Here is a 23,065-nt window from a genome sequence, read left to right on the forward strand (position 1 = left end):
GGTCAGGACCCCCCGTGCCGTGGCGGTGCGCCGCGTGCGCCGTCCTCCGCGTGTTCGGTGGCGCGGACGTGGAGGACGGCGATGACGAGCAGCGCGGGGTAGCCGGCGGCCATGAGCAGCAGCCAGGACGCGGGGAAGCCGAGGACGGTGATCCGGTCGAGTGCGGGCAGCGCGGCCAGCAGCCCGCTGAGGCCGAACAGGAGCGCCCCGAGCGCGGCCATGGTCCGCAGCGCGATGCGCCGCTGCCGTGCGAACAGGGTCCGCGCGGCCTCGGTGCCGGCCGGGTCGGTGTCCCCCGGCCCCGGTCCCGGCGCGACGGCCGGCGGCGGGGCGTGCGCGGGACGGCGGCGGCGCGCGAGCGCGATGCGGGTCTGCGGGCTGGTGACGCGGACGCGCCGCGGGTGGCCGCCGGTCACGGCGCGGGGTCCCGGAACGCGGCGAGCAGCCGTTCCTTGAGGGCGCGGGCGTGCCGTCGGCTGACCGGCACCTCACCGGCGGGCGTACGGGCCAGGAGCCCGGCGGAGCTTGAAGCCCGCAGATCGCGCACCCAGTGGACGGCGACGAGGTAGCCGCGGTGCGCGCGCACGAACCCGGCGGGTCCCCAGACCTCCTCCAGGTGGGACAGCGAGAGGCGTACGAGGTGGGTACCGGCGGCGGTGTGCAGCCGGACGTAGTCCCCCTGGGCCTCGGCGTAGTGCACGTCGTCGCGGCGGACGAAGACGGTGCGGCGGCCGGTCTCGACCTGGACGACGGCCAGTTCGTCCAGGTCACGGGCCGCGGCGCCCGTCCGGCCCCGGGGTGCGGCGACGCGGGCGACGGCCTCGGCGAGACGTTCGGCGCGGACGGGCTTGAGGAGGTAGTCGGCGGCGCCGATGCCGAACGCCTCGACGGCGTGCCGTTCGGACGCGGTGACGAAGACGATGGCGGGCGGCGCGGACAGCATCCGCAGGACGCGGGCGACGGCCATCCCGTCGAGCCCCGGCATGGAGATGTCGAGGAAGACGGCGTCGAAGCTGCCGGTGCCGAGCAGCCGGACGGCCGCCTCGCCGCCGTCGGCCTCCCGCACCGGGCCGGTCTCGGGCAGGGCGGCGAGCATGCGGGCGAGTTCCTGCCGGGTGACGGTCTCGTCCTCGACGACGAGCACGCGCAGCGCCATCAGTCCGCCACCACTCCCCGCATGAAGCGCGGCACGCGGACGGCGACCTTGGTGCCGCCGCCGGGGGCCGTCTCGATGACCAGGCCGTACTCGGGGCCGTAGACGGTGCGCAGGCGCTGGTCGACGTTGGCCAGGCCGACGCGGCGGGCCGGGGGGCCGCTGCCGGCGAGGATCGCGCGGGCGAGGGCGGGGTCCATGCCGACGCCGTCGTCCTCGATCTCGATGACGCACAGGGGGCCTTCGCCGTAGCCGGTGACGCTGATGGAGCCGGGTCCCGGCTTGGGTTCGAGGCCGTGCCGTACGGCGTTCTCCACGAGGGGCTGGACGGTGAGGAAGGGGATGGCGACGGGCAGGATGTCGGGCGCCATGCGGACGGTGAGGTCCATGCGGTCGTCGAAGCGGGCGCGCTGGAGTTCGAGGTAGGTCTGGACGGCCTGCAGTTCGTCGGCGACGGTGGCGTAGTCGCCGGTGGCGGAGAAGCTGTAGCGGAGGTAGTCGGCGAAGTCGTTGAGGAGCGTGCGGGCGCGGTCGGGGTCGGTGCGGATGCGGGCGCCGATGACGGCGAGGGCGTTGTGGAGGAAGTGGGGGGAGATCTGCGCGCGCAGGGTCCGCAGGTCGGCCTGGGCGATGCGGCTGCGGGCGCGGCGCAGGGCCGCGTGGTCGAGGGAGCGTGCGACGAGCCCGGCGACGGCGGTCACCTCGGCGTCGGAGCCGGCGTCGGTGACGAGGGCGCCGGACAGTTCGCCGGCGACGGTGAGCGGTGCGGCGGTCCAGGGCGCGCGGCGGGCGGTGGTGGCGTCCTCGAAGGCGCGGTCGAGGAGGGCGGCGAGGTCGTCGTCGGCCGGGGGCTCCCCGGCGACGGCGACGGGCCGGCCGTCGAGGTCGGCGAGGACGACGGTGCCGGCGGCGAGGAGTCTGCGCAGGCGGCGGGCGGCGGCGGTGGCGCCCCGGCCGGTGAGCCCGTCGCGCAGGTCGGTGTCGAGGTCGCGGACGACGCCGAGGAGCCGCACGGTCGCCCGGCTCCCGGCGGCCGCGCCGCCGCCGTCCCCCCGCCCCCGTATCCGCTCCAGCATGGCCCGACCGTAGCCGAGCGGGGCGGCGCCCAGTAGGCCCATGACAGAAGACGCCGCCTCGATACGGGCGGCGCCGCCGGTCAGCCGATGGGCGCGGGCGGGGTGGCGGTCCGGTCGTCGAAGGCCGCGCGGGCGGTGAGGATCTCGTCGACGTGGGTGAGCGCCCATTCGCCGATGAGCATGGTCAGCCGTCCGGCCTCGTACCCGAGGGGCGTGGGCGCGTACTCGACGCGTGGCGGCACGGTCGGGTAGACGCGCCTGGCCACCAGGCCGTTGCGCTCCAGCGTGCGCAGGGTCTGGGTCAGCATCTTCTGCGTGATGCCGGGCAGGACGCGGCCGAGCTGGTTGAAGCGCATCGGGCCGTCGTGCTGCCGCAGGGCGCCCAGCACGTACAGCACCCATTTGTTGGCCAGTACTTCGAGGACGGTCCGGGAGGGGCACTCGACGGACGGCGCGGTCCAGGCGGCGTCCCGTTCAGTGACCCGTTCAGTATCCATGAGGTACCTACCTATCAAACAGGTGCCTACTTTACAAGCGATACCGCGACTGCCGAGGATGACCGCATGCCGACGATGCGAATGATCAGTCAGCGGTCCCTCGGCGGACCCGAGGTGCTCGAGGTCGTGGCGGCCGAGCGGCCCGCGCCCGGCCCCGGCGAGATCCTGGTGCGCGTGCGCGCGACCGGCCTCAACCCGGCGGACCTGAAGGTGCGCTCCGGCTTCATCCGGCGCTTCGGCCCCCCGCCGTTCACCCTGGGGCACGAGTTCAGCGGCGTGGTGGCGGAGACGGGCGGGGACGCCGGCGGTTTCCGGCCCGGCGACGAGGTGTACGGGTGGACGCCCCCGCCGCGCGGCTCCCACGCTGACTACGTGGTCGTGCCCGCGGCGTGGATCGCGGCCAAACCGGCGGCCGTCGACCACATCCACGCCGCCGCACTGCCCATCGCCGGGCTGACCGCCTGGCAGGCGCTGGTGCCGGCGGGCCGGGTACGGGCGGGGCAGCGGGTGCTCATCCACGGGGCTGCGGGCGGCGTCGGGCACTTCGCCGTGCAGATCGCCCACGCCCGGGGCGCCCATGTGATCGGCACGGCACGGGCGGCCAAGCACACCTTCGTACGGGACCTCGGCGCCGACGAGGTCATCGGCCGGGAGGACTTCACGGATCTCCGGGACATCGACCTGGTCCTGGACACGATCAGCGGCGACGTCGGGCTCAGGTCGCTCGCCACGCTCGCCCCGGACGGCGTGGTGATCGACGTGGTGGGGCGCGGGTTCGACCGGACGGTCGTCAAGGAGCGGGCGGCCGCGAGCGGCAGGCGGTTCCTCGAGGTCAACCTCGAACCGTCCCCCGAGGCCCTGACCGCCCTCGCCGCTCTCGTGGACCGGGAGGGGCTGCGCCCGTGCGTGACGGAGACCCTGCCGCTCACGGACGCCGCGAAGGCGCACGAGCTGTGCGAGAGCGGGCGGGTGCGGGGCAAGGTCGTCCTGGTGCCGTGACCGGGGCCGCCCGCTCCCCCGCCGTCACGGACGGCCTCAGGAACCGCCGAGGGCGTCGTCCTCCAGGCCGGCGGCGCGCCGCGCCTCCATCTCCTCGAACTCCGCGAGCGGCGGATGGATCTCGCTCGGCCCGTACGGATCGACGTCGGACGGCCGCGGCGGCTCCGGGCCGTCCGGGCCGACCCGCATCAGCCGCTCGACACGGATGACGCGGAAGTGGCGGCCGAGGACGTCCAGCGCGTCGCGCGGCGGGCCGATCCTGAACTCCTCGGCGGCCGCCGCGCAGGTCGCCGCGTCCTCGGCGGAGACCTCTGGCTCCAGCTTCGGCAGGAACTCGGCCAGGTAGTTGTAGAGCGTGGCGCGGGCCTCGGACGGCGTGGACTGGAGGCAGGCCATGGGCTCCCACGAGTTCGTCCTGCGCTCGGCGAACGTGAAGGCCGCGGGCAGCAGCACGACGCCCGGGTGCGTCGTCAGGGCGGCGCGCGAGTGCTCGCGGACCTGCTCCGGGATGCGTTCCGCCTGGTAGTGGAGGGTGAGCAGCTCCATGCGCTGGATGCTCTCCATCACGCCGGTGGGGCTGGCGTGGTCCACGATGAAGCCCTTGGTGCGGTCCTCCGGGACGCGGGCGCGGTGGTCGCCGATGTCCCGGCCGGGGTCGTCCGGGTCGGTGGGGCGCGGCCCCTCGAGACCCTGCGGGCCGATGCGGGCGAACTCGTCCGCCCGCACGATGCGGTAGCGGGCGTCCCCGACCTCCACCTCGTCGACCGGCTCGGTCTCCAGCCGCGCGACGGCCGCGAGGAGCTGCTCGCGCAGGACGTCGCCGGGCCGGGTCTCGTCCTTCGCCATGAACCACAGGTGGGAGTTGAGGCCGTCCCGTGAGTGCTGCGGGAAACCGTCGGTGACCGAACTGACCAGCCGCCAGGCGGGGTCGATGTCGGGCGTCTGGACGGCGTAGCCGAAGACCGGGCCGCGCAGGACGACATGCGGGAAGTGCTCGGCGGCCAGCAGCGCGTCCTGCTCGGTGACCTCCGAGACGGGGTCGTCCCGGTGGGCCACCCGGAAGGTCAGGTGGCGCGGCGCGTTCTTCCGGTAATCCTTCATGCGCCCAGTGTGACCGCATGCGGGGCTACGTTGCCCCCGGTTTCACGGCGTTCACACCTTCGGGCAGCACCGCCGCGCGCCGTGTGCTCAATACCCCACGGTGAAACGGCGTCCGACGTGCGCGGGCCGCTCGATTTCGTCCACCAGTGCTACGGCGTAATCCTCGGTCGAGATGCGGCTCTCCCCGCCGGGTCCGGTGACGAGGTCGTCGAGGGCGGTCCGGTACGCGCCGGTCCTGTCGCCCGGCTCGATCGTCCCCGCCGGGCTGAGACTGGTCCAGCGCAGCTCGCTCGTGATGCCGCGCAGGTACGCCAGCGCGTCGCCGTGCGCGTGCATGATCTGCAGAACCCCGGGAGGCAGCCCCGGCGTGTCCCACACCTGCTTCCCGTCCGGCGTCCGCAGCGAGCCGGCGCCGCCCACCATGATCAGACGCGGCGCCCTGCCGCCCAGCGCGTGCAGGCCCGCGACCAGGGACTCGGCGGACGGCTCGATGAGCGCCGCGTGCCCCGGACCGTCACCGCCGCCCACCGCGCTCACCACCACGTCACGCCCGCGCCCGACCGCGCTGACGGTCGCCGGGTCCAGCACATCGCCGGTCTCGACGATCAGGTCGGGGTCCGGGTCGGCGAGCCGCGCGGGGTCGCGGACGACGGCGGTGACCTCGTGGCCCCGGTCCAGGGCCTCCCGTACGACGCACCGGCCGATCGTCCCGCCCGCTCCGAACACGGCGATCCGCGCCATGGCTGCTCCTCGCGCTCGCGGCGCCCGCCCGCCGGGCGCCCGTGACCCCGCAGCCTGCCACCGCCCGGGCGCGGCGCCGGGGAGGCGCTCGCGCCGGGCCGCCGGGATGCCCCGGCATGGAGGTGCCCGGGGCCTCGGGAGGGGAAGCCCGGGGCCCCGGGCGGTGGGGGGCGGCGGTCAGTGGTTCGTGGTGGCCCGCTCCGCGCCGGCGCCGGTGAGGGCGCGCACCTGGAGGCGCGCGAACCGCTCCGGGTCCTCCTCCTTCGAGGTCAGCGTGCCGATCACCGCGCACAGCAGACCGACCGGGATCGAGATGAGCCCCGGGTTCTCCAGGGGGAACCAGGAGAAGTCCACGCCGTCCGGGAACAGCGAGAGGTTCTTGCCCTCCGCGTCCGTCTTGCCCGAGACGACCGGCGAGAAGAAGACGAGCCCCACCGAGGCGATGAGTCCGCCGTAGATCCCCGCGACGGCGCCCCGCGTGTTGAACCGCCGCCAGAACAGGCTGAAGAGGATCACCGGCAGGTTCGCCGACGCCGCGATGGCGAACGCCAGCGCCACGAGGAACGCGACGTTCAGGTCCTGCGCGAACACGGCCAGCACGATCGACACCGCGCCGACCCCGATGGCCGCGAACCGCGCGACCCGCAGCTCCTCCTTCTCCGCCGCCTTCCCCTTGCGCAGCACGCTGTTGTAGAAGTCGTGCGCGAGCGAGGAGGACGACGCGATGGTGAGCCCCGCGACCGTCGAGAGGATCGTCGCGAACGCCACCGCCGCGATGAACGCCAGCATGATCGCGCCCAGCGTGTCCCCGCCGAAGTGGTCGCCGACCGCCTCGGCGAGCTGCGGCGCGGCCGTGTTGCCCGCCGAGTTCTGCTCCCTGATGGCCTGGCTGCCCACCAGCGCCGCCGCCCCGAAGCCGAGGACGAGCGTCAGCAGGTAGAAGGTGCCGATGATGCCGATGGCCCAGTTGACGGACTTCCGCGCGGTCTTCGAGTCCGGCACCGTGTAGAAGCGGATCAGGATGTGCGGCAGGCCCGCCGTGCCGAGCACCAGGGCGAGCCCCAGCGAGATGAGGTCCAGCTTGTTGACGAGGGTCTGCCACGCGTCGCCGGCGACCTCGACGCCGTACCGCTGCCCCGGTTCGAGGAACGCGTCACCCGTCCCCGCCGCCTTCGACGCGTCGTTCATCAGCGCGCCGAGGTCGAAGTCGTAGATCGACAGCACCAGCGCCGTCACCAGCAGCGCGCCGCCCATCAGCATGACGGCCTTGATGATCTGCACCCACGTGGTGCCCGTCATGCCGCCGAACGACACGTACACCACCATCAGGATGCCGACGACGACGATCCCGACGATCTTCGCCGTGTCCGCGCTCATGCCGAGGTACGTGTCGCCCTCCTCGATGCCGAGGAGCAGCGCGACCAGGGCGCCGGCGCCGACCATCTGGGCCAGCAGGTAGAAGATCGAGACGGTGAGCGTCGACACCGACGCCGCCGTGCGCACGGGCCGCTGCCGCATGCGGTACGACACCACGTCGGCCATCGTGAAGCGACCGGAGTTCCGCAGCAGCTCGGCGACCAGCAGCAGCGCCACCAGCCAGGCCACGAGGAAGCCGATCGAGTACAGGAACCCGTCGTACCCGAACAGCGCGATCATGCCCGCGATGCCGAGGAACGAGGCGGCCGACATGTAGTCGCCGCCGATCGCGAACCCGTTCTGCAGGCCCGAGAAGCCGCGCCCGCCGGAGTGGAAGTCGGCGGCCGACTTGGTGCGCCGGCTGGCCCACACCGTCACGCCGATGGTCACGGCGATCAGCAGCGAGAACAGGAGCATGGTGATCAGGCGCTCCTGGGACGTGCTCTCCTCCGCGAGGGTGATCACGCGTCGTCCCCCTTCCGGGCGGCGGGGACGGCCGGGTCGGGGTCGAGCTCGGCGCGCAGTTCGTCGGCCAGCGGGTCGAACCTGCGGCCCGCGTAGCGGGAGTAGAGGATGGCGATGCCGAACGTCGTGACGAACTGGAGGAGTCCGAAGACGAGCGCGACGTTGGCGCTGCCCACGATCTTGTGCGCCATCACACCGCGCGCGTAGGCCGACATCAGGACGTACAGCAGGTACCAGGCGAGGAACACGACGCTCGCCGGCAGGACGAAGCGGACGAGTCGGCTCCGCAGTTCGCGGAACCTCGGGTCGTCGTGCATCGCGGCCGACCGCGCCTCCAGATCACCGCCCGGTGGCCCGCCGGCTTCGGGAACGGAATGCGGCGTCGTCGTCATTCACCAGCTCCTGTCAGGGGGGACGAGTGCTCCGGAAAGGCAAGGAGCGTCACACACCCTGCCGGAACCCTCGCAGCCTCACGCGGTGAACGGTCGATATCAGCGCCGAACGGACGACGGCGCGCGCCCGGAACGCGAGAACCCCACCCCCCGCGGTGCGGGGAGTGGGGTCCAGGTCGCCCTGAGGCGTCAGGTCACTTGATGATCTTGGTGACCTGGCCGGCGCCCACGGTCCGGCCACCCTCGCGGATGGCGAACTTCAGGCCCTCCTCCATGGCGACGGGCTGGATCAGCTCGACGCGCATGTCGGTGTTGTCGCCCGGCATGACCATCTCGGTGCCCTCGGGGAGGTTCACCACACCGGTCACGTCCGTCGTGCGGAAGTAGAACTGCGGGCGGTAGTTGTTGAAGAACGGGGTGTGGCGGCCACCCTCGTCCTTCGACAGGATGTAGGCCGTCGCCTCGAACTCGGTGTGCGGCGTGACCGAACCCGGCTTGATGACGACCTGACCGCGCTCCACGTCCTCACGCTTGATGCCGCGGAGGAGCAGACCGACGTTCTCACCCGCGCGACCCTCGTCGAGGAGCTTGCGGAACATCTCGATACCGGTGACGGTGGTCGTCGCCTTCTCGTCCTTGATACCGATGATGTCCACGGTCTCGTTGACCTTGAGGATGCCGCGCTCGATACGGCCGGTCACGACAGTGCCGCGGCCGGTGATCGTGAAGACGTCCTCGATCGGCATCAGGAACGGCTTGTCGACGTCACGCTCCGGCTGCGGGATCGCGTCGTCGACGGCCTGCATGAGCTCGAGCACGCTCTTGGCCCACTCCGGGTCGCCCTCCAGCGCCTTCAGCGCGGAGACCTTGACGACGGGGACGTCGTCGCCCGGGAACTCGTACTCGGTGAGGAGCTCACGGACCTCGAGCTCGACGAGCTCCATGATCTCCTCGTCGTCCACCATGTCGGCCTTGTTCAGCGCGACGACGATGTACGGAACGCCGACCTGGCGGGCCAGGAGCACGTGCTCCTTGGTCTGCGGCATCGGGCCGTCGGTGGCGGCGACCACGAGGATGGCGCCGTCCATCTGGGCGGCACCGGTGATCATGTTCTTGATGTAGTCGGCGTGACCCGGGCAGTCCACGTGAGCGTAGTGACGGTTCTCCGTCTGGTACTCGACGTGCGCGATGGAGATCGTGATACCGCGCTGACGCTCCTCGGGAGCCTTGTCAATGTTCTCGAACGCGAAGCTCTCGTTCACGTCCGGGTACGCGTCGTGCAGCACCTTGGTGATCGCCGCGGTAAGCGTCGTCTTGCCGTGGTCGATGTGACCGATGGTGCCAATGTTGACGTGCGGCTTAGTCCGCTCGAACTTCGCCTTCGCCACTGGGGTCCTCCTGTGGACTGATGCTGTACGCCCGTCCGCGGTGCGCGAGCGGGTTTCAGGATGATCGACCGAACCGGTCAGGACCCCGAGGGGGATGCCCTTGACCGCTTCGCTGAAGGGCTGGGCGACCGGGGGCGCGAGGCCCCCGGACACCCTCTGGCTCCAGCCTAAAGGGTTACTCGCCCTTGGCCTTCGCGATGATTTCCTCGGCGACGTTCCGCGGAACCTCACCGTAGGAGTCGAACTGCATGCTGTAGCTCGCGCGACCCGACGTCTTGGAACGGAGGTCACCGACGTAACCGAACATCTCCGACAGCGGGACCAGGGCCTTGACGACCTTGGCACCACTGCGGTCCTCCATGGCCTGGATCTGGCCACGGCGGGAGTTGATGTCACCGATCACATCGCCCATGTAGTCCTCGGGCGTGGTGACCTCGACGGCCATCAGCGGCTCGAGGAGGGCCGGGCCGGCCTTCCGCGCGGCTTCCTTGAACGCCATGGAACCGGCGATCTTGAAGGCCATCTCGGACGAGTCGACCTCATGGTACGCGCCGTCGAGCAGGGTCACCTTGACACCGGTCAGCGGGTAGCCGGCGAGCACGCCGAACTCCATCGCCTCCTGGCAGCCGGCGTCCACCGAGGGGATGTACTCCTTGGGGATGCGGCCACCGGTGACCTTGTTCTCGAACTCGTACCCGTCGCCCTCGAGGGGCTCCAGGGCGATCTGGACCTTCGCGAACTGGCCCGAACCACCCGTCTGCTTCTTGTGGGTGTAGTCGAGCCGCTCGACGGACTTGCGCAGCGTCTCGCGGTAGGCCACCTGCGGCTTGCCGACGTTGGCCTCGACCTTGAACTCGCGCTTCATCCGGTCGACGAGGATGTCGAGGTGAAGCTCGCCCATGCCCGAGATGATGGTCTGACCGGTCTCCTGGTCGGACTTCACCTGGAAGGACGGGTCCTCCTCGGCCAGGCGCTGGATGGCGACACCCAGCTTCTCCTGGTCGCCCTTGGACTTCGGCTCGATGGCGACCTCGATGACCGGGGCCGGGAAGTCCATCGACTCGAGGATCACCGGGTGCGCCGGGTCCGCGAGGGTCTCACCGGTCGTGGTCTGCTTCAGACCCATGACGGCGACGATGTCGCCGGCGCCGACGCGGTCGATCTCCTCACGCTTGTTGGCGTGCATCCGGTAGATCTTGCCGATGCGCTCCTTCTTCTCCTTCACGGAGTTCTGCACCTGCGCGCCCGCCTGGAGCACGCCGGAGTAGACCCGGATGAAGGTGAGCTTGCCGAGGTGCGGGTCGCTGGCGATCTTGAACGCCAGGGCGGCCAGCGGCTCCTCCTCGGACGGCCGGCGCGTGATGACCTCGTCGGGGTTGCGGGGCGAGGTGCCCTCGACGGCCTCGACGTCCAGCGGCGACGGCAGGTAGCGCACGACTGCGTCGAGCAGGGGCTGCACGCCCTTGTTCTTGAACGCGGTGCCGCAGAACACCGGGGTCACGGTGGTGTCACCGGTGCCGGTGGAGGCCAGGGTGACACGGCGGATCGCCGTGTACAGCTGCTCCTCGGAGAGCTCCTCGCCCTCCAGGTACAGCTCCATGATCTCCTCGTCGTTCTCGGCGACGGCCTCGACGAGCTTGCCGCGCCACTCCTCGGCCTGCTCCTGGAGGTCGGCCGGGATGTCGACGACGTCGTACATCTCGCCGAGCTTGGTCTCCTCGGACCAGACGAGGGCCTTCATGCGGACGAGGTCGACCACGCCCTGGAAGCCGGCCTCGGCGCCGATCGGGAGCTGCATGACCAGCGGGGTGGCCTTCAGCCGGTCGACGATCATGTCGACGCAGCGGAAGAAGTCCGCACCCGTGCGGTCCAGCTTGTTCACGAAGCAGATACGCGGCACACCGTAGCGGTCGGCCTGACGCCACACCGTCTCGGACTGCGGCTCGACGCCGGCGACACCGTCGAACACCGTGACGGCACCGTCCAGGACGCGCAGCGAGCGCTCCACCTCGACCGTGAAGTCGACGTGGCCCGGGGTGTCGATGATGTTGATCGTGTGGTCGACGTTCTCGAGGGGCCAGTGACAGGTGACGGCGGCGGACGTGATCGTGATGCCGCGCTCCTGCTCCTGCTCCATCCAGTCGGTGGTGGCGGCACCGTCGTGAACTTCACCGATCTTGTAGCTCATGCCGGTGTAGTACAGGATGCGCTCGGTGGTCGTCGTCTTGCCCGCGTCGATGTGGGCCATGATCCCGATGTTGCGGACCTTGGCCAAGTCAAGTGAAGTGGTAGCCATATGGCTTCAGTCTTCTCTCGGTCTCGATGGGGCGCGACTACCAGCGGTAGTGCGCGAAGGCCTTGTTGGATTCGGCCATCTTGTGGGTGTCCTCGCGCTTCTTGACGGAGGCACCCAGCCCGTTCGACGCGTCGAGCAGCTCGTTCATCAGTCGCTCGGTCATCGTCTTCTCACGACGGGCGCGCGAGTAGCCCACCAGCCAGCGCAGGGCCAGGGTGGAGGAACGGCCCGGCTTGACCTCGATCGGCACCTGGTAGGTGGCGCCACCGACGCGGCGGGACTTGACCTCGATGGTGGGCTTGACGTTCTCCAGGGCGCGCTTCAGGGTGATGACCGGGTCGTTGCCGGTCTTCTCCCGCAGGCCCTCCATGGCGCCGTAGACGATGCGCTCGGCGGTGGAGCGCTTGCCGTTCAGCAGCACCTTGTTGATCAGCGACGTCACCAGAGGGGAGCCGTAGACCGGGTCGATGTGAACCGGACGCTTCGGGGCAGGGCCCTTACGAGGCATTCTTACTTCTCCTTCTTGGCGCCGTAGCGGCTGCGGGCCTGCTTGCGGTTCTTGACACCCTGGGTGTCGAGGGAACCGCGGATGATCTTGTAACGGACACCCGGCAGGTCCTTCACACGGCCACCGCGCACCAGCACGATGGAGTGCTCCTGAAGGTTGTGGTTCTCGCCCGGAATGTAGGCCGTGACCTCGATCCCGTTGCTCAGTCGCACACGGGCGACCTTGCGGAGGGCCGAGTTCGGCTTCTTCGGGGTCGTCGTGAACACACGCGTGCAGACCCCGCGGCGCTGGGGCGAACCCTCGAGCGCGGGCGTCTTGTTCTTCTCGACCTTGTCCTGCCGGCCCTTGCGGACCAGCTGCTGGATCGTTGGCACCGTATCTCCGGTTTCTCTGTGCCGATCTCGTTGAAGCTAACCTGGGCCACCACCGACCCACGCGGTCGGGTGTGTCGGAGAGACTGCGGACAACCGCGCTCCTCGCGAGGCGGGGAGGTGAGGTGCGCAGATCCCGGAGTCCGCACTGCGGCGAAAAAGCGCAGGGGACACCCCAGGCACAAGGTCAGAGGGTACCTATCGCACGCGCCGGGGTCAAAACGAATCCGTCAAGCCCCCGTGCCGGGCGGAACGGCCCTTCCGGCCACCACGGCACCACCACGCGGAACGGCCCGCCCGGGCGGCTCGGAAGCCACCCGGACGGGCCGTGGAACGCCGTACGCGCGACGGCGGGCCGGCTCAGCCCTGGTACGGACCGTAGTCGTAGTCCTCCAGCGGGACGGCCTGCCCGGAGCCCGTGCCGAAGGGCGAGTAGTCGATGTCGTCGTAACCGACGGCCGAGTACATCGCGGCCTTCGCCTCCTCGGTCGGCTCGACCCGGATGTTGCGGTAGCGGGACAGGCCCGTACCGGCCGGGATGAGCTTACCGATGATCACGTTCTCCTTGAGGCCGATCAGGGAGTCCGACTTGGCGTTGATCGCCGCGTCGGTGAGCACCCGGGTCGTCTCCTGGAACGACGCCGCCGACAGCCACGACTCGGTGGCCAGCGACGCCTTGGTGATGCCCATGAGCTGCGGACGGCCGGAGGCGGGGTGACCGCCCTCGGCGACGACGCGCCGGTTCTCGCTCTCGAACTTCGAGCGCTCCACCAGCTCGCCCGGCAGCAGCTCCGCGTCGCCCGACTCGATGATCGTCACCCGGCGCAGCATCTGCCGGACGATGATCTCGATGTGCTTGTCGTGGATCGCGACACCCTGGGAGTTGTAGACCTTCTGGACCTCGCCCACCAGGTAGACCTGCACCGCGCGCTGGCCGAGGATGCGCAGCACGTCGTGCGGGTTGGCCGCGCCGACGGTCAGCGGCTGGCCGACCGTGACGTGGTCACCCTCGCCCACCAGCAGCCTGGCGCGCTTGGAGACCGGGTAGGACGTCTCGTCGGACCCGTCGTCCGGGGTGACGACGACCTTCTTGGTCTTCTCGGTCTCCTCGATCCGCACGCGGCCCGCCGACTCGGAGATCGGCGCGACGCCCTTCGGCGACCTGGCCTCGAACAGCTCGACCACACGCGGCAGACCCTGCGTGATGTCCTCACCGGCGACACCACCGGTGTGGAACGTCCGCATCGTGAGCTGCGTGCCGGGCTCACCGATCGACTGGGCGGCGATGATGCCGACCGCCTCGCCGATGTCCACCAGCTTGCCGGTGGCGAGCGAGCGCCCGTAGCACATGGCGCAGGTGCCGACCGCCGACTCGCAGGTCAGGACGGAACGGGTCTTCACCGTCTCGACGCCGTGACCGACCAGCTCGTCGATGAGCACGTCGCCCAGGTCGGTGCCGGCGGGCGCCAGCACCTTGCCGTCCACGACGATGTCCTCGGCGAGGCAGCGGGCGTACACGCTGCTCTCGACGTCCTCCGCCTTGCGCAGCACGCCGTCGGGACCCTTGGCCGCGATGACGAGCTTGAGCCCGCGCTCGGTGCCGCAGTCCTCCTCGCGGATGATCACGTCCTGCGACACGTCCACCAGACGACGGGTCAGGTACCCGGAGTCGGCGGTGCGCAGGGCGGTGTCGGCGAGACCCTTGCGGGCGCCGTGCGTGGAGATGAAGTACTCCAGCACGGTGAGGCCCTCGCGGAACGACGCCTTGATCGGACGCGGGATCGTCTCGTTCTTCGCGTTGGAGACGAGGCCGCGCATACCCGCGATCTGACGCATCTGCATCATGTTTCCGCGGGCGCCGGAGTCGACCATCATGAAGATCGGGTTGACCTTCGGGAAGTTCTCGCTCATGGCCTCGGCGACCTCGTTGGTCGCCAGGGTCCAGATGCGGATCAGCTCCTGGGTGCGCTCGTCCTTGGTGATGAGGCCGCGCTCGTACTGCTTCTGGACCTTCTCGTCGAGCGCCTCGTAGTTGGCCAGGATGTCCTTCTTGACCGGCGGCACGACGATGTCGGAGACCGCGACGGTGACACCGGAGCGCGTGGCCCAGTGGTAACCGGCGGACTTCAGGTTGTCCAGGGTGGCGGCGACGATGACCTTCGGGTAGCGCTCGGCCAGGTCGTTGACGATCTGGGAGAGCTGCTTCTTGCCCACGGACCGGTCGATGAACGGGTAGTCCTCGGGCAGGAGCTCGTTGAAGAGCGCCCGGCCCAGCGTGGTGCGCATCCGGAAGCTGTCGCCCGGCTGCCACTCGGCGCCCTGGCCGTCCTCGTCGGCCGGGGCCGGCGGGGTCCAGCCGCGGGGCGGCACCGAGCCCACCGGGAAGCGGATGTCGATCTTCGCCTGGAGCGACAGCTCCCCGGCGTCGAACGCCATGATCGCCTCGGCGGTGGAGGCGAACGACCTGCCCTCGCCCTTGACCTCGCGCTCTTCCTCGTCCGTCGTGAGGAAGAACAGGCCGAGCACCATGTCCTGGGTGGGCATGGTCACCGGCCGGCCGTCCGCCGGCTTCAGGATGTTGTTCGAGGACAGCATGAGGATGCGGGCCTCGGCCTGCGCCTCCGCCGACAGCGGCAGGTGCACGGCCATCTGGTCGCCGTCGAAGTCCGCGTTGAACGCGGTGCACACGAGCGGGTGGATCTGGATGGCCTTGCCCTCGACGAGCTGCGGCTCGAACGCCTGGATGCCGAGGCGGTGCAGGGTCGGGGCGCGGTTCAGCAGCACCGGGTGCTCGGCGATGACCTCTTCGAGGACGTCGTACACGACGGTGCGCTGGCGCTCGACCATGCGCTTGGCCGACTTGATGTTCTGCGCGTGGTTGAGGTCCACCAGGCGCTTCATCACGAACGGCTTGAACAGCTCAAGCGCCATCGCCTTCGGCAGACCGCACTGGTGCAGCTTGAGCTGCGGTCCGACGACGATCACGGAACGCGCGGAGTAGTCCACGCGCTTGCCCAGCAGGTTCTGGCGGAAGCGGCCCTGCTTGCCCTTGAGCATGTCGGACAGCGACTTCAGCGGACGGTTGCCGGGGCCGGTGACCGGACGGCCGCGCCGGCCGTTGTCGAACAGCGCGTCCACGGCCTCCTGGAGCATGCGCTTCTCGTTGTTCACGATGATCTCGGGGGCACCGAGGTCGAGAAGGCGCTTCAGGCGGTTGTTCCGGTTGATGACGCGGCGGTACAGGTCGTTCAGGTCGGAGGTCGCGAAGCGGCCACCGTCGAGCTGCACCATCGGGCGCAGGTCCGGCGGGATGACCGGGACGCAGTCCAGGACCATGCCCTTCGGGCTGTTCGAGGTCTGCAGGAACGGCGAGACGACCTTCAGCCGCTTCAGGGCACGGGTCTTCTTCTGGCCCTTGCCGGTGCGGATGATCTCCCGCAGCCGCTCGGCCTCCTCCTCCAGGTCGAAGGTCTCCAGGCGCTTCTGCAGCGCCGCGGCACCCATCGACCCGTCGAAGTACGTGCCGAAGCGGTCACGCAGCTCGCGGTAGAGCAGCTCGTCGCCCTCCAGGTCCTGGACCTTGAGGTTCTTGAAGCGGGTCCAGACCTCTTCCAGACGGTCAAGCTCGCGCTGCGCGCGGTCGCGGAGCTGCTTCATCTCGCGCTCGGCGCCCTCGCGCACCTTGCGGCGCGCGTCGGCCTTGGCGCCCTCGGCCTCCAGCTCGGCGAGGTCCGCCTCCTGCTTCTTGGCGCGGGTCTCCAGGTCGGCGTCGCGGCGCTGCTCGATCTGCTGGCGCTCGACGGAGATCTGCGCCTCCAGGGAGGGCAGGTCGCGGGTGCGGCGCTCCTCGTCCACGTACGTGATCATGTACGCGGCGAAGTAGATGACCTTCTCCAGGTCCTTCGGCGCCAGGTCGAGCAGGTAGCCGAGGCGCGAGGGGACGCCCTTGAAGTACCAGATGTGGGTGACGGGCGCGGCCAGCTCGATGTGGCCCATCCGCTCACGGCGCACCTTGGCGCGGGTCACCTCGACGCCGCAGCGCTCACAGATGATGCCCTTGAAGCGGACACGCTTGTACTTGCCGCAGTAGCACTCCCAGTCCCGGGTGGGGCCGAAGATCTTCTCGCAGAAGAGGCCGTCCTTCTCGGGCTTGAGGGTGCGGTAGTTGATGGTCTCCGGCTTCTTGACCTCGCCGTGCGACCACTGACGGATGTCGTCAGCGGTGGCCAGGCCGATCCGCAGCTCGTCGAAGAAGTTGACGTCGAGCACTCTCGTCAATCCCTCTCAGGGTCGTGTGTGGTGGTCTGAACGGGGTCCCGGGGCTGGCCGGGGAGGCCGTGTCGCGGCGCCTCCCCGGCCGGACCCGTCAGACCTCTTCGACGCTGCTCGGCTCGCGCCGGGACAGGTCGATGCCGAGCTCCTCCGCGGCGCGGAAGACGTCCTCGTCGGTGTCGCGCATCTCGATGGACATGCCGTCGCTGGACAGCACCTCCACGTTGAGGCACAGGGACTGCATCTCCTTGATGAGCACCTTGAAGGACTCCGGGATGCCGGGCTCCGGGATGTTCTCGCCCTTGACGATGGCCTCGTAGACCTTCACGCGGCCGGTCACGTCGTCGGACTTGATCGTCAGGAGTTCCTGGAGGGCGTAGGCGGCGCCGTACGCCTCCAGCGCCCACACCTCCATCTCGCCGAAGCGCTGACCGCCGAACTGGGCCTTACCACCCAGCGGCTGCTGGGTGATCATCGAGTACGGTCCGGTGGACCTGGCGTGCAGCTTGTCGTCCACGAGGTGGTGCAGCTTGAGGATGTACATGTAGCCGATGGAGATCGGGTCGGGGAACGGCTCCCCGGACCGGCCGTCGTACAGCCGCGCCTTGCCGGACGGCAGGACCAGGCGGTCGCCGTCGCGGTTCGGGATGGTGGACTCGAAGAGGCCGGCCATCTCGTCCTCGCGGGCGCCGTCGAACACCGGGGTGGCGACGTTCGTGCCGGGGTCGACGTCGTCGGCGCCGATGGCGGCGAGGCGCTCCTTCCACTCCGCGTCGGTGCCCTCGACCTTCCAGCCCTGGGAGGCGAGCCACCCGAGGTGGATCTCCAGGACCTGGCCCGGGTTCATGCGGGAGGGGACGCCCAGCGGGTTCAGGATGATGTCCACCGGGGTGCCGTCCTCCATGAACGGCATGTCCTCGACGGGCAGGATCTTGGAGATGACGCCCTTGTTGCCGTGGCGGCCGGCGAGCTTGTCACCGTCGGTGATCTTGCGCTTCTGGGCCACGTAGACGCGGACGAGCTGGTTCACGCCGGGCGGCAGCTCGTCGCCCTCCTCGCGGTCGAAGACGCGCACGCCGATGACCTTGCCGGTCTCGCCGTGCGGCACCTTCAGGGAGGTGTCGCGGACCTCACGGGCCTTCTCGCCGAAGATGGCGCGCAGCAGGCGCTCCTCCGGGGTCAGCTCGGTCTCGCCCTTCGGGGTGACCTTGCCGACCAGGATGTCGCCGGCCTCGACCTCGGCGCCGATGCGGATGATGCCGCGGTCGTCGAGGTCGGCGAGGACCTCCTCGGAGACGTTCGGGATGTCCCGGGTGATCTCCTCGGGGCCGAGCTTGGTGTCGCGGGCGTCGACCTCGTGCTCCTCGATGTGGATCGAGGAGAGGACGTCGTCCTGCACCAGGCGCTGGGAGAGGATGATCGCGTCCTCGTAGTTGTAGCCCTCCCACGGCATGAACGCGACGAGCAGGTTCTTGCCGAGGGCCATCTCACCGCGCTCGGTGGACGGGCCGTCGGCGATGACCTGGCCGGTCACGACGCGGTCGCCCTCCTCGACCAGGACCTTCTGGTTGAAGGAGGTGCCCTGGTTGGAGCGGTGGAACTTCGCCAGCCGGTGCGTGACGTTGGTGCCGTCGTCGTACTGGACGGTGATGTAGTCGGCCGAGACGTCGGTGATGACGCCGTCCCGGTCGGCCTTGATGACGTCGCCGGCGTCCACGGCCGAGCGGTACTCCATGCCGGTGCCGACCAGCGGCGCCTCGGCCTGGATGAGCGGCACGGCCTGGCGCATCATGTTCGAGCCCATGAGGGCGCGGTTCGCGTCGTCGTGCTCGAGGAACGGGATCATGGCGGTCGCGACCGACACCATCTGGCGCGGCGAGACGTCCATGTAGTCGACCTCGGTGCCCGGCACGTAGTCGACCTCACCGCCGCGGCGGCGGACCAGGACGCGGGACTCGGCGAAGCGGTAGTCGTCGGTCAGGCGGGCGTTCGCCTGGGCGATGACGAACCGGTCCTCCTCGTCGGCGGTCAGGTAGTTGACCTCGTCGGTGACGACGCCCTCGGTGACCTTGCGGTACGGGGTCTCGACGAAGCCGAACGCGTTGACCCGGCCGAAGGCGGCCAGCGAGCCGATGAGGCCGATGTTCGGACCCTCGGGGTCTCGATCGGGCACATGCGGCCGTAGTGCGAGGGGTGCACGTCACGGACCTCCAGGCCGGCCCGCTCACGGCTGAGGCCGCCGGGACCCAGCGCCGACAGGCGGCGCTTGTGGGTGAGCCCGGAGAGCGGGTTGGTCTGGTCCATGAACTGGGAGAGCTGGCTGGTGCCGAAGAACTCCTTGATGGAGGCGACGACCGGCCGGATGTTGATCAGGGTCTGGGGCGTGATCGCCTCGACGTCCTGGGTGGTCATGCGCTCGCGGACGACGCGCTCCATGCGGGCCAGGCCGGTGCGGACCTGGTTCTGGATGAGCTCGCCGACGTTGCGCAGGCGGCGGTTGCCGAAGTGGTCGATGTCGTCGGTCTCGACGACGATCGTCCGGCCCGCGGAGGTGGTGGTCTCCGTCTCACCGGCGTGCAGGCGGACCAGGTACTTGATCGTGGCGACGATGTCCTCGACGGTCAGGACACCGGCGTCCAGCGGCTCGTCACCGCCGAGCTTCTTGTTGATCTTGTACCGGCCGACCTTGGCCAGGTCGTACCGCTTCGGGTTGAAGTACAGGTTCTCCAGGAGGGTCTGCGCGGCCTCGCGGGTCGGCGGCTCGCCCGGACGGAGCTTGCGGTAGATGTCGAGCAGCGCGTCGTCCTGCCCCTGGGTGTGGTCCTTCTCCAGGGTGGCGCGCATCGACTCGTAGTCGCCGAACTCCTCGAGGATCTGGTCCGAGGTCCAGCCCAGGGCCTTCAGCAGCACGGTGACGGACTGCTTGCGCTTGCGGTCGATGCGCACGCCGACCATGTCGCGCTTGTCGATCTCCATCTCCAGCCAGGCACCCCGGGACGGGATGATCTTGGCGGAGAAGAGGTCCTTGTCCGAGGTCTTGTCGATGCTGCTGTCGAAGTAGACGCCCGGGGAACGGACGAGCTGCGAGACGACGACGCGCTCGGTACCGTTGATGCAGAAGGTGCCCTTGTCCGTCATGAGCGGGAAGTCGCCCATGAACACCGTCTGGGACTTGATCTCACCGGTCTCGTTGTTCGTGAACTCGGCGGTGACGAAGAGCGGCGCGGCGTACGTGAAGTCGCGCTCCTTGCACTCGTCGATCGAGTTCTTCGGCGGCTCGAAACGGTGGTCCCGGAACGTCAGGGACATGGACCCGGAGAAGTCCTCGATCGGGGAGATCTCCTCGAAGATCTCCTCCAGACCGGACTTCCGGGGAACGTCCTGTCCACTGTCAAGCGCGGCCTCGACGCGGGCTTTCCAGGCGTCGTTGCCGAGGAGCCAGTCAAAGCTCTCGGTCTGCAGCGCAAGGAGATTCGGAACCTCGAGAGGCTCCTTGATCTTCGCAAAAGAGACACGCAGGGGTGCGGTGCTGGTGCCGTTATTCGTACTGTTGGTCGAGGCGTTGCGCGAGGCGGCCAAGAGGGGGTCCTTCCGAGGGCTCGGACTCTCTGCGCGCGTACCGGCCCCCCTGGTGACGGGCAGGGAGCAGCTAGGCAGCGCAAAGGGTCAGTGTAGCCACAAGGCCCACTGATGTCCAATGCCTCTATCGACCAACGAGCCCTCGGTGTCCTCGTGCCGTGCCTTCCGTGATCCACGCCCGGCCGCCTCGGTCGCCGGCCGCGGATCTTCCTGCCGCATCACTTCCCACTCCGCCGGACATCCATGCCTCGGATCATGAACCGTTCCGGCGGCGCGACCTGAGAATCGCGCGCCCGCTCCGGTTCGTCAAGGCCCCCGGGGTGACCGAAGATCACCATACCCGCCTCCCCGGCGGGGGCAAGGAGGCGGCCGCCACAACGCCCAGGGGCGATCACCCTGCTGGGTGATCGCCCCTGGGAGGCCCCCCGCCGGACGGCAGGGGGCCGCTGTCGCGTCAGCGGCAGAGGGTCACTTGACCTCGACACCGGCGCCGGCGCCCTCGAGGGACTCCTTGGCCTTGTCGGCGGCCTCCTTGTTGACCTTCTCGAGGACGGGCTTCGGGGCGCCGTCCACCAGCTCCTTGGCCTCCTTCAGACCCAGGGAGGTCAGCTCGCGCACGACCTTGATGACCTGGATCTTCTTGTCACCGGCGCTGGTGAGGACGACGTCGAACTCGTCCTTCTCCGGCTCGGCCTCGGCGGCGGCGCCACCACCCTGGGCGGGCAGGGCGACGGCGGCCGGCGCGGCGGCCTCGACGTCGAACTTCTCCTCGAACTTCTTCACGAAGTCCGACAGCTCCAGCAGGGTCATGCCGGCAAACTCTTCGAGCAGCTCGTCCTGGCTCAGCTTCGCCATGATGGCGGTCCTTCCATGTCTCTGGGTCCCTCGGCGGGTGCCGGGAACACAACCGGGGGTGGTGCGGGCGGCGTCTGCCTACTCCGACGGAGTGGCCTCGCCGGAACCGCCCTTTTCGACCTTCTCGCGCAGCGCGTCCGCGGTGCGGACGAACTTCGTGAGCGGGGCCTGGAAGGTCGCCGCGGCCTTGGCCATGGACGCCTTCATGCCGCCGGCCAGCTTGGCCAGCAGCACCTCGCGGGACTCGAGGTCCGCGAGCTTCTCGATCTCCGCCGCGCTCAGGGGCTTGCCGTCGAGGACACCGCCCTTGATGACGAGCGCGGGGTTCTCCTTGGCGAAGTTGCGCAGGCCCTTCGCCGTCTCGACCGGGTCACCGGTCACGAACGCGACGGCCGTGGAGCCCTTGAAGAACTCGTCGAGCCCGGTGACCCCGGCCTCGTTGGCCGCGATCTTGCTCAGCGTGTTCTTCGCCACACGGTACTGGGCGTTCTCACCGAGTGAACGGCGCAGCTGCTTGAGCTGGGCCACGGTGAGACCGGTGTACGCGGTGACGACGGCCGCGTGGGAGTTCTCGAACTTCTCCTTGATCTCCGCAACCGCCGCGCCCTTGTCGGTGCTCGCCATAACCTCGGCCCTCCTTCCGGGACTTTCCGGGTGATTCGAACCGCACGGAAGGGAGCTGGACGCAAACGAAACGCCCCGGCGCTGGCGCTCGGGGCGGACGGTCCGGGCTCGTACGACGGCCCGGGGGTGGACACCGGGTCTGCCATGAGCGCCTGGAGGTCATGCACGAACACCTGCGCAGGTCGCCCGCATCAGCGGATCCTTCGGCCCTCGCACATCCGTACGGACGCACGACGGCAACCAGCGGTCTTTGGCTTCACAGGAAGGGTAGGCCAGTGCCCGCCGCCGACGCAAATCCGGCGGCGGGCACGAACGGGACCCGGCGGGGCGCTCAGCCCGCCTGCGTGTCCGACGAGGACTCGGCCAGCTCCGCGATGCTCACCGTCTCGCCGTCGACGGGCGGCTGGACGTCCACCTCGGTGCCGAAGTCGCTGTAGGTGATCTCGTACGTCACCGGCCCGGCGTTCGTCTCGTACTCCTGGCGCAGACGCACCGGGAAGTCGTCCTCGTTCACCCACACGTCGATCGTGTAGCTGTCGATGCCCTGCTGCTCGGCGGTCTCGGTGAGCTGCTCGCGCTGCTCCTCGGTGAGCCCGTCCCCGCCGCCGGCGGACAGGGCCTCCTCGACCGTGACGGTGCCCCGGTAGTGCTCGGCCTCCTCGCCGCCGACCTCCTCCTCGCCGGCGGACTCGATCTCCGGCGACGACAGCAGGAGCGCGATCTGCCGCCCCGGGTCCTGGGCGGCCGTGGCCATGCCGTCGGCCAGCCCGCGGGCGAGCGCGTCGTCGCCGTCCCGCTCGGCCTCCTCGGCCAGCTCGGCCAGGTCGATGCGCAGCCAGTGGCGGCCGTCGAAGGACTCGGCCAGGGTGTCGCCCAGGTCGGCCCACATCGTGTCGCCCTGCCACAGCACCGGGAGGCTGTCCGGCGCGCCGGTCCCGCCGCCGCCGAGGGCGGCGCCCTCGATCGTCGCGTCGAGCGCGGGCTCGTCGCCCCAGGCCATGTCGCCGCTGAACCGCACCTCGCCGCCCATGGCGTCGGAGCCGGTCAGGGTCGCGTCGAACGCGGCGGACCGCGTGCCGTCAGCGCTGTCGGCCGCCGCGCGGACCGCCTCGGCCGCGTCCCCCGACCCGCCGTCTCCTCCCGCCCCCTCCGAGGCCGCCGAACCGCTGTCGCCGCCACCGCCGGACTCGTCGTCGCCCCCGCCCCCGCAGGCGGCCGTACCGGCCAGCAGCAGCACGGCGGCGCCTCCCAGGGCGGTGGTCCGCGTCCACGAGCGCACACGTGTCGATCGCATGTCTGTCCCCTCAGACCGTGGTCGGGTGTCGTGCATGC

17 protein-coding genes and 1 pseudogene are annotated in these 23,065 nt (G+C 70.0%); 1 reads left to right on the plus strand and 17 read right to left on the minus strand.

Translation table 11 applies throughout. The features are described 5' to 3' along the window. Positions 1 to 2: 2 nt before the first annotated feature. The 4 genes from EMA09_RS11715 to EMA09_RS11730 form a co-directional block, all read right to left on the minus strand. The gene (locus EMA09_RS11715) at positions 3 to 416 is read right to left on the minus strand and encodes a hypothetical protein (RefSeq protein WP_129841004.1); all 414 of its coding nucleotides are present in this window, start codon (positions 414 to 416) and stop codon (positions 3 to 5) included. Next, positions 413 to 1,156 carry a LytTR family DNA-binding domain-containing protein gene (locus EMA09_RS11720; protein ID WP_129841005.1) on the minus strand — a complete coding sequence of 248 codons (744 nt, stop codon included), beginning with the start codon at positions 1,154 to 1,156 and terminating at the stop codon, positions 413 to 415. Before EMA09_RS11720 ends, EMA09_RS11715 begins: the two co-directional genes overlap by 4 nt. Beyond that, positions 1,156 to 2,229 carry a histidine kinase gene (locus EMA09_RS11725; RefSeq protein ID WP_129841006.1) on the minus strand — a complete coding sequence of 358 codons (1,074 nt, stop codon included), beginning with the start codon at positions 2,227 to 2,229 and terminating at the stop codon, positions 1,156 to 1,158. The genes EMA09_RS11720 and EMA09_RS11725 overlap by 1 nt, the downstream gene beginning before the upstream one ends. An 80-nt stretch (positions 2,230 to 2,309) precedes the next feature. Further along, positions 2,310 to 2,726, minus strand: coding sequence for a helix-turn-helix domain-containing protein (locus EMA09_RS11730; RefSeq protein ID WP_129841007.1), 417 nt, complete (start codon positions 2,724 to 2,726; stop codon positions 2,310 to 2,312). Between the two features lie 66 nt (positions 2,727 to 2,792). On the opposite strand from EMA09_RS11730, the gene EMA09_RS11735 reads away from it, so the two are divergent. After that, a complete protein-coding gene (locus EMA09_RS11735; protein ID WP_129841008.1) occupies positions 2,793 to 3,725 on the plus strand; it encodes an NADP-dependent oxidoreductase in 933 nt (310 codons plus the stop codon). 36 nt (positions 3,726 to 3,761) lie between these two features. Here the strand turns inward: EMA09_RS11735 and EMA09_RS11740 are convergent, their stop codons facing one another. The 13 genes and pseudogenes from EMA09_RS11740 to EMA09_RS11800 all read right to left on the minus strand — a co-directional run bounded on the left by EMA09_RS11740 (position 3,762) and on the right by EMA09_RS11800 (position 23,027). Next, on the minus strand, positions 3,762 to 4,826 hold the full coding sequence (locus EMA09_RS11740; RefSeq protein WP_240796354.1) for a DUF5954 family protein: 1,065 nt from the start codon (positions 4,824 to 4,826) through the stop codon (positions 3,762 to 3,764). A gap of 87 nt (positions 4,827 to 4,913) precedes the next feature. Continuing rightward, complete coding sequence (locus tag EMA09_RS11745) at positions 4,914 to 5,567, minus strand: NAD(P)H-binding protein (protein WP_129841009.1); 654 nt, start codon at positions 5,565 to 5,567, stop codon at positions 4,914 to 4,916. Positions 5,568 to 5,744: 177 nt separating this feature from the next. Further along, complete coding sequence (locus EMA09_RS11750) at positions 5,745 to 7,400, minus strand: cation acetate symporter (RefSeq protein ID WP_206306059.1); 1,656 nt, start codon at positions 7,398 to 7,400, stop codon at positions 5,745 to 5,747. 44 nt (positions 7,401 to 7,444) lie between these two features. Further along, positions 7,445 to 7,840 carry a DUF485 domain-containing protein gene (locus EMA09_RS11755; RefSeq protein WP_129841010.1) on the minus strand — a complete coding sequence of 132 codons (396 nt, stop codon included), beginning with the start codon at positions 7,838 to 7,840 and terminating at the stop codon, positions 7,445 to 7,447. Positions 7,841 to 8,034: 194 nt separating this feature from the next. After that, positions 8,035 to 9,228, minus strand: coding sequence for an elongation factor Tu (gene tuf / locus EMA09_RS11760; protein ID WP_129841011.1), 1,194 nt, complete (start codon positions 9,226 to 9,228; stop codon positions 8,035 to 8,037). Positions 9,229 to 9,403: 175 nt separating this feature from the next. Then, positions 9,404 to 11,524: an elongation factor G gene (gene fusA / locus EMA09_RS11765; RefSeq protein ID WP_129841012.1), complete on the minus strand. Its 2,121-nt coding sequence runs from the start codon at positions 11,522 to 11,524 to the stop codon at positions 9,404 to 9,406. A 37-nt stretch (positions 11,525 to 11,561) separates the two neighbouring features. Then, positions 11,562 to 12,032, minus strand: a complete 471-nt coding sequence (gene rpsG / locus EMA09_RS11770) for a 30S ribosomal protein S7 (protein WP_129841013.1) — start codon at positions 12,030 to 12,032, stop codon at positions 11,562 to 11,564. A gap of 2 nt (positions 12,033 to 12,034) precedes the next feature. Then, the gene (rpsL, locus tag EMA09_RS11775) at positions 12,035 to 12,406 is read right to left on the minus strand and encodes a 30S ribosomal protein S12 (protein WP_049572471.1); all 372 of its coding nucleotides are present in this window, start codon (positions 12,404 to 12,406) and stop codon (positions 12,035 to 12,037) included. 357 nt (positions 12,407 to 12,763) lie between these two features. Beyond that, entirely contained in the window at positions 12,764 to 16,672 is a 3,909-nt protein-coding gene (locus EMA09_RS11780) for a DNA-directed RNA polymerase subunit beta' (RefSeq protein WP_129841014.1), read from the minus strand. A 97-nt stretch (positions 16,673 to 16,769) separates the two neighbouring features. Then, positions 16,770 to 20,254, minus strand: a pseudogene (gene rpoB / locus EMA09_RS11785) (DNA-directed RNA polymerase subunit beta). A gap of 468 nt (positions 20,255 to 20,722) precedes the next feature. Further along, on the minus strand, positions 20,723 to 21,109 hold the full coding sequence (gene rplL, locus EMA09_RS11790) for a 50S ribosomal protein L7/L12 (protein WP_129841015.1): 387 nt from the start codon (positions 21,107 to 21,109) through the stop codon (positions 20,723 to 20,725). A 78-nt stretch (positions 21,110 to 21,187) separates the two neighbouring features. Continuing rightward, positions 21,188 to 21,733 (minus strand): 50S ribosomal protein L10, encoded by a 546-nt coding sequence (gene rplJ, locus EMA09_RS11795; protein WP_129841016.1) that lies wholly within the window; start codon positions 21,731 to 21,733, stop codon positions 21,188 to 21,190. A gap of 331 nt (positions 21,734 to 22,064) precedes the next feature. Next, positions 22,065 to 23,027 (minus strand): hypothetical protein, encoded by a 963-nt coding sequence (locus tag EMA09_RS11800; RefSeq protein ID WP_129841017.1) that lies wholly within the window; start codon positions 23,025 to 23,027, stop codon positions 22,065 to 22,067. Positions 23,028 to 23,065 lie beyond the last annotated feature (38 nt).

Origin of the sequence: Streptomyces sp. RFCAC02, from assembly GCF_004193175.1 — a bacterium.
Lineage (GTDB): Bacteria > Actinomycetota > Actinomycetes > Streptomycetales > Streptomycetaceae > Streptomyces.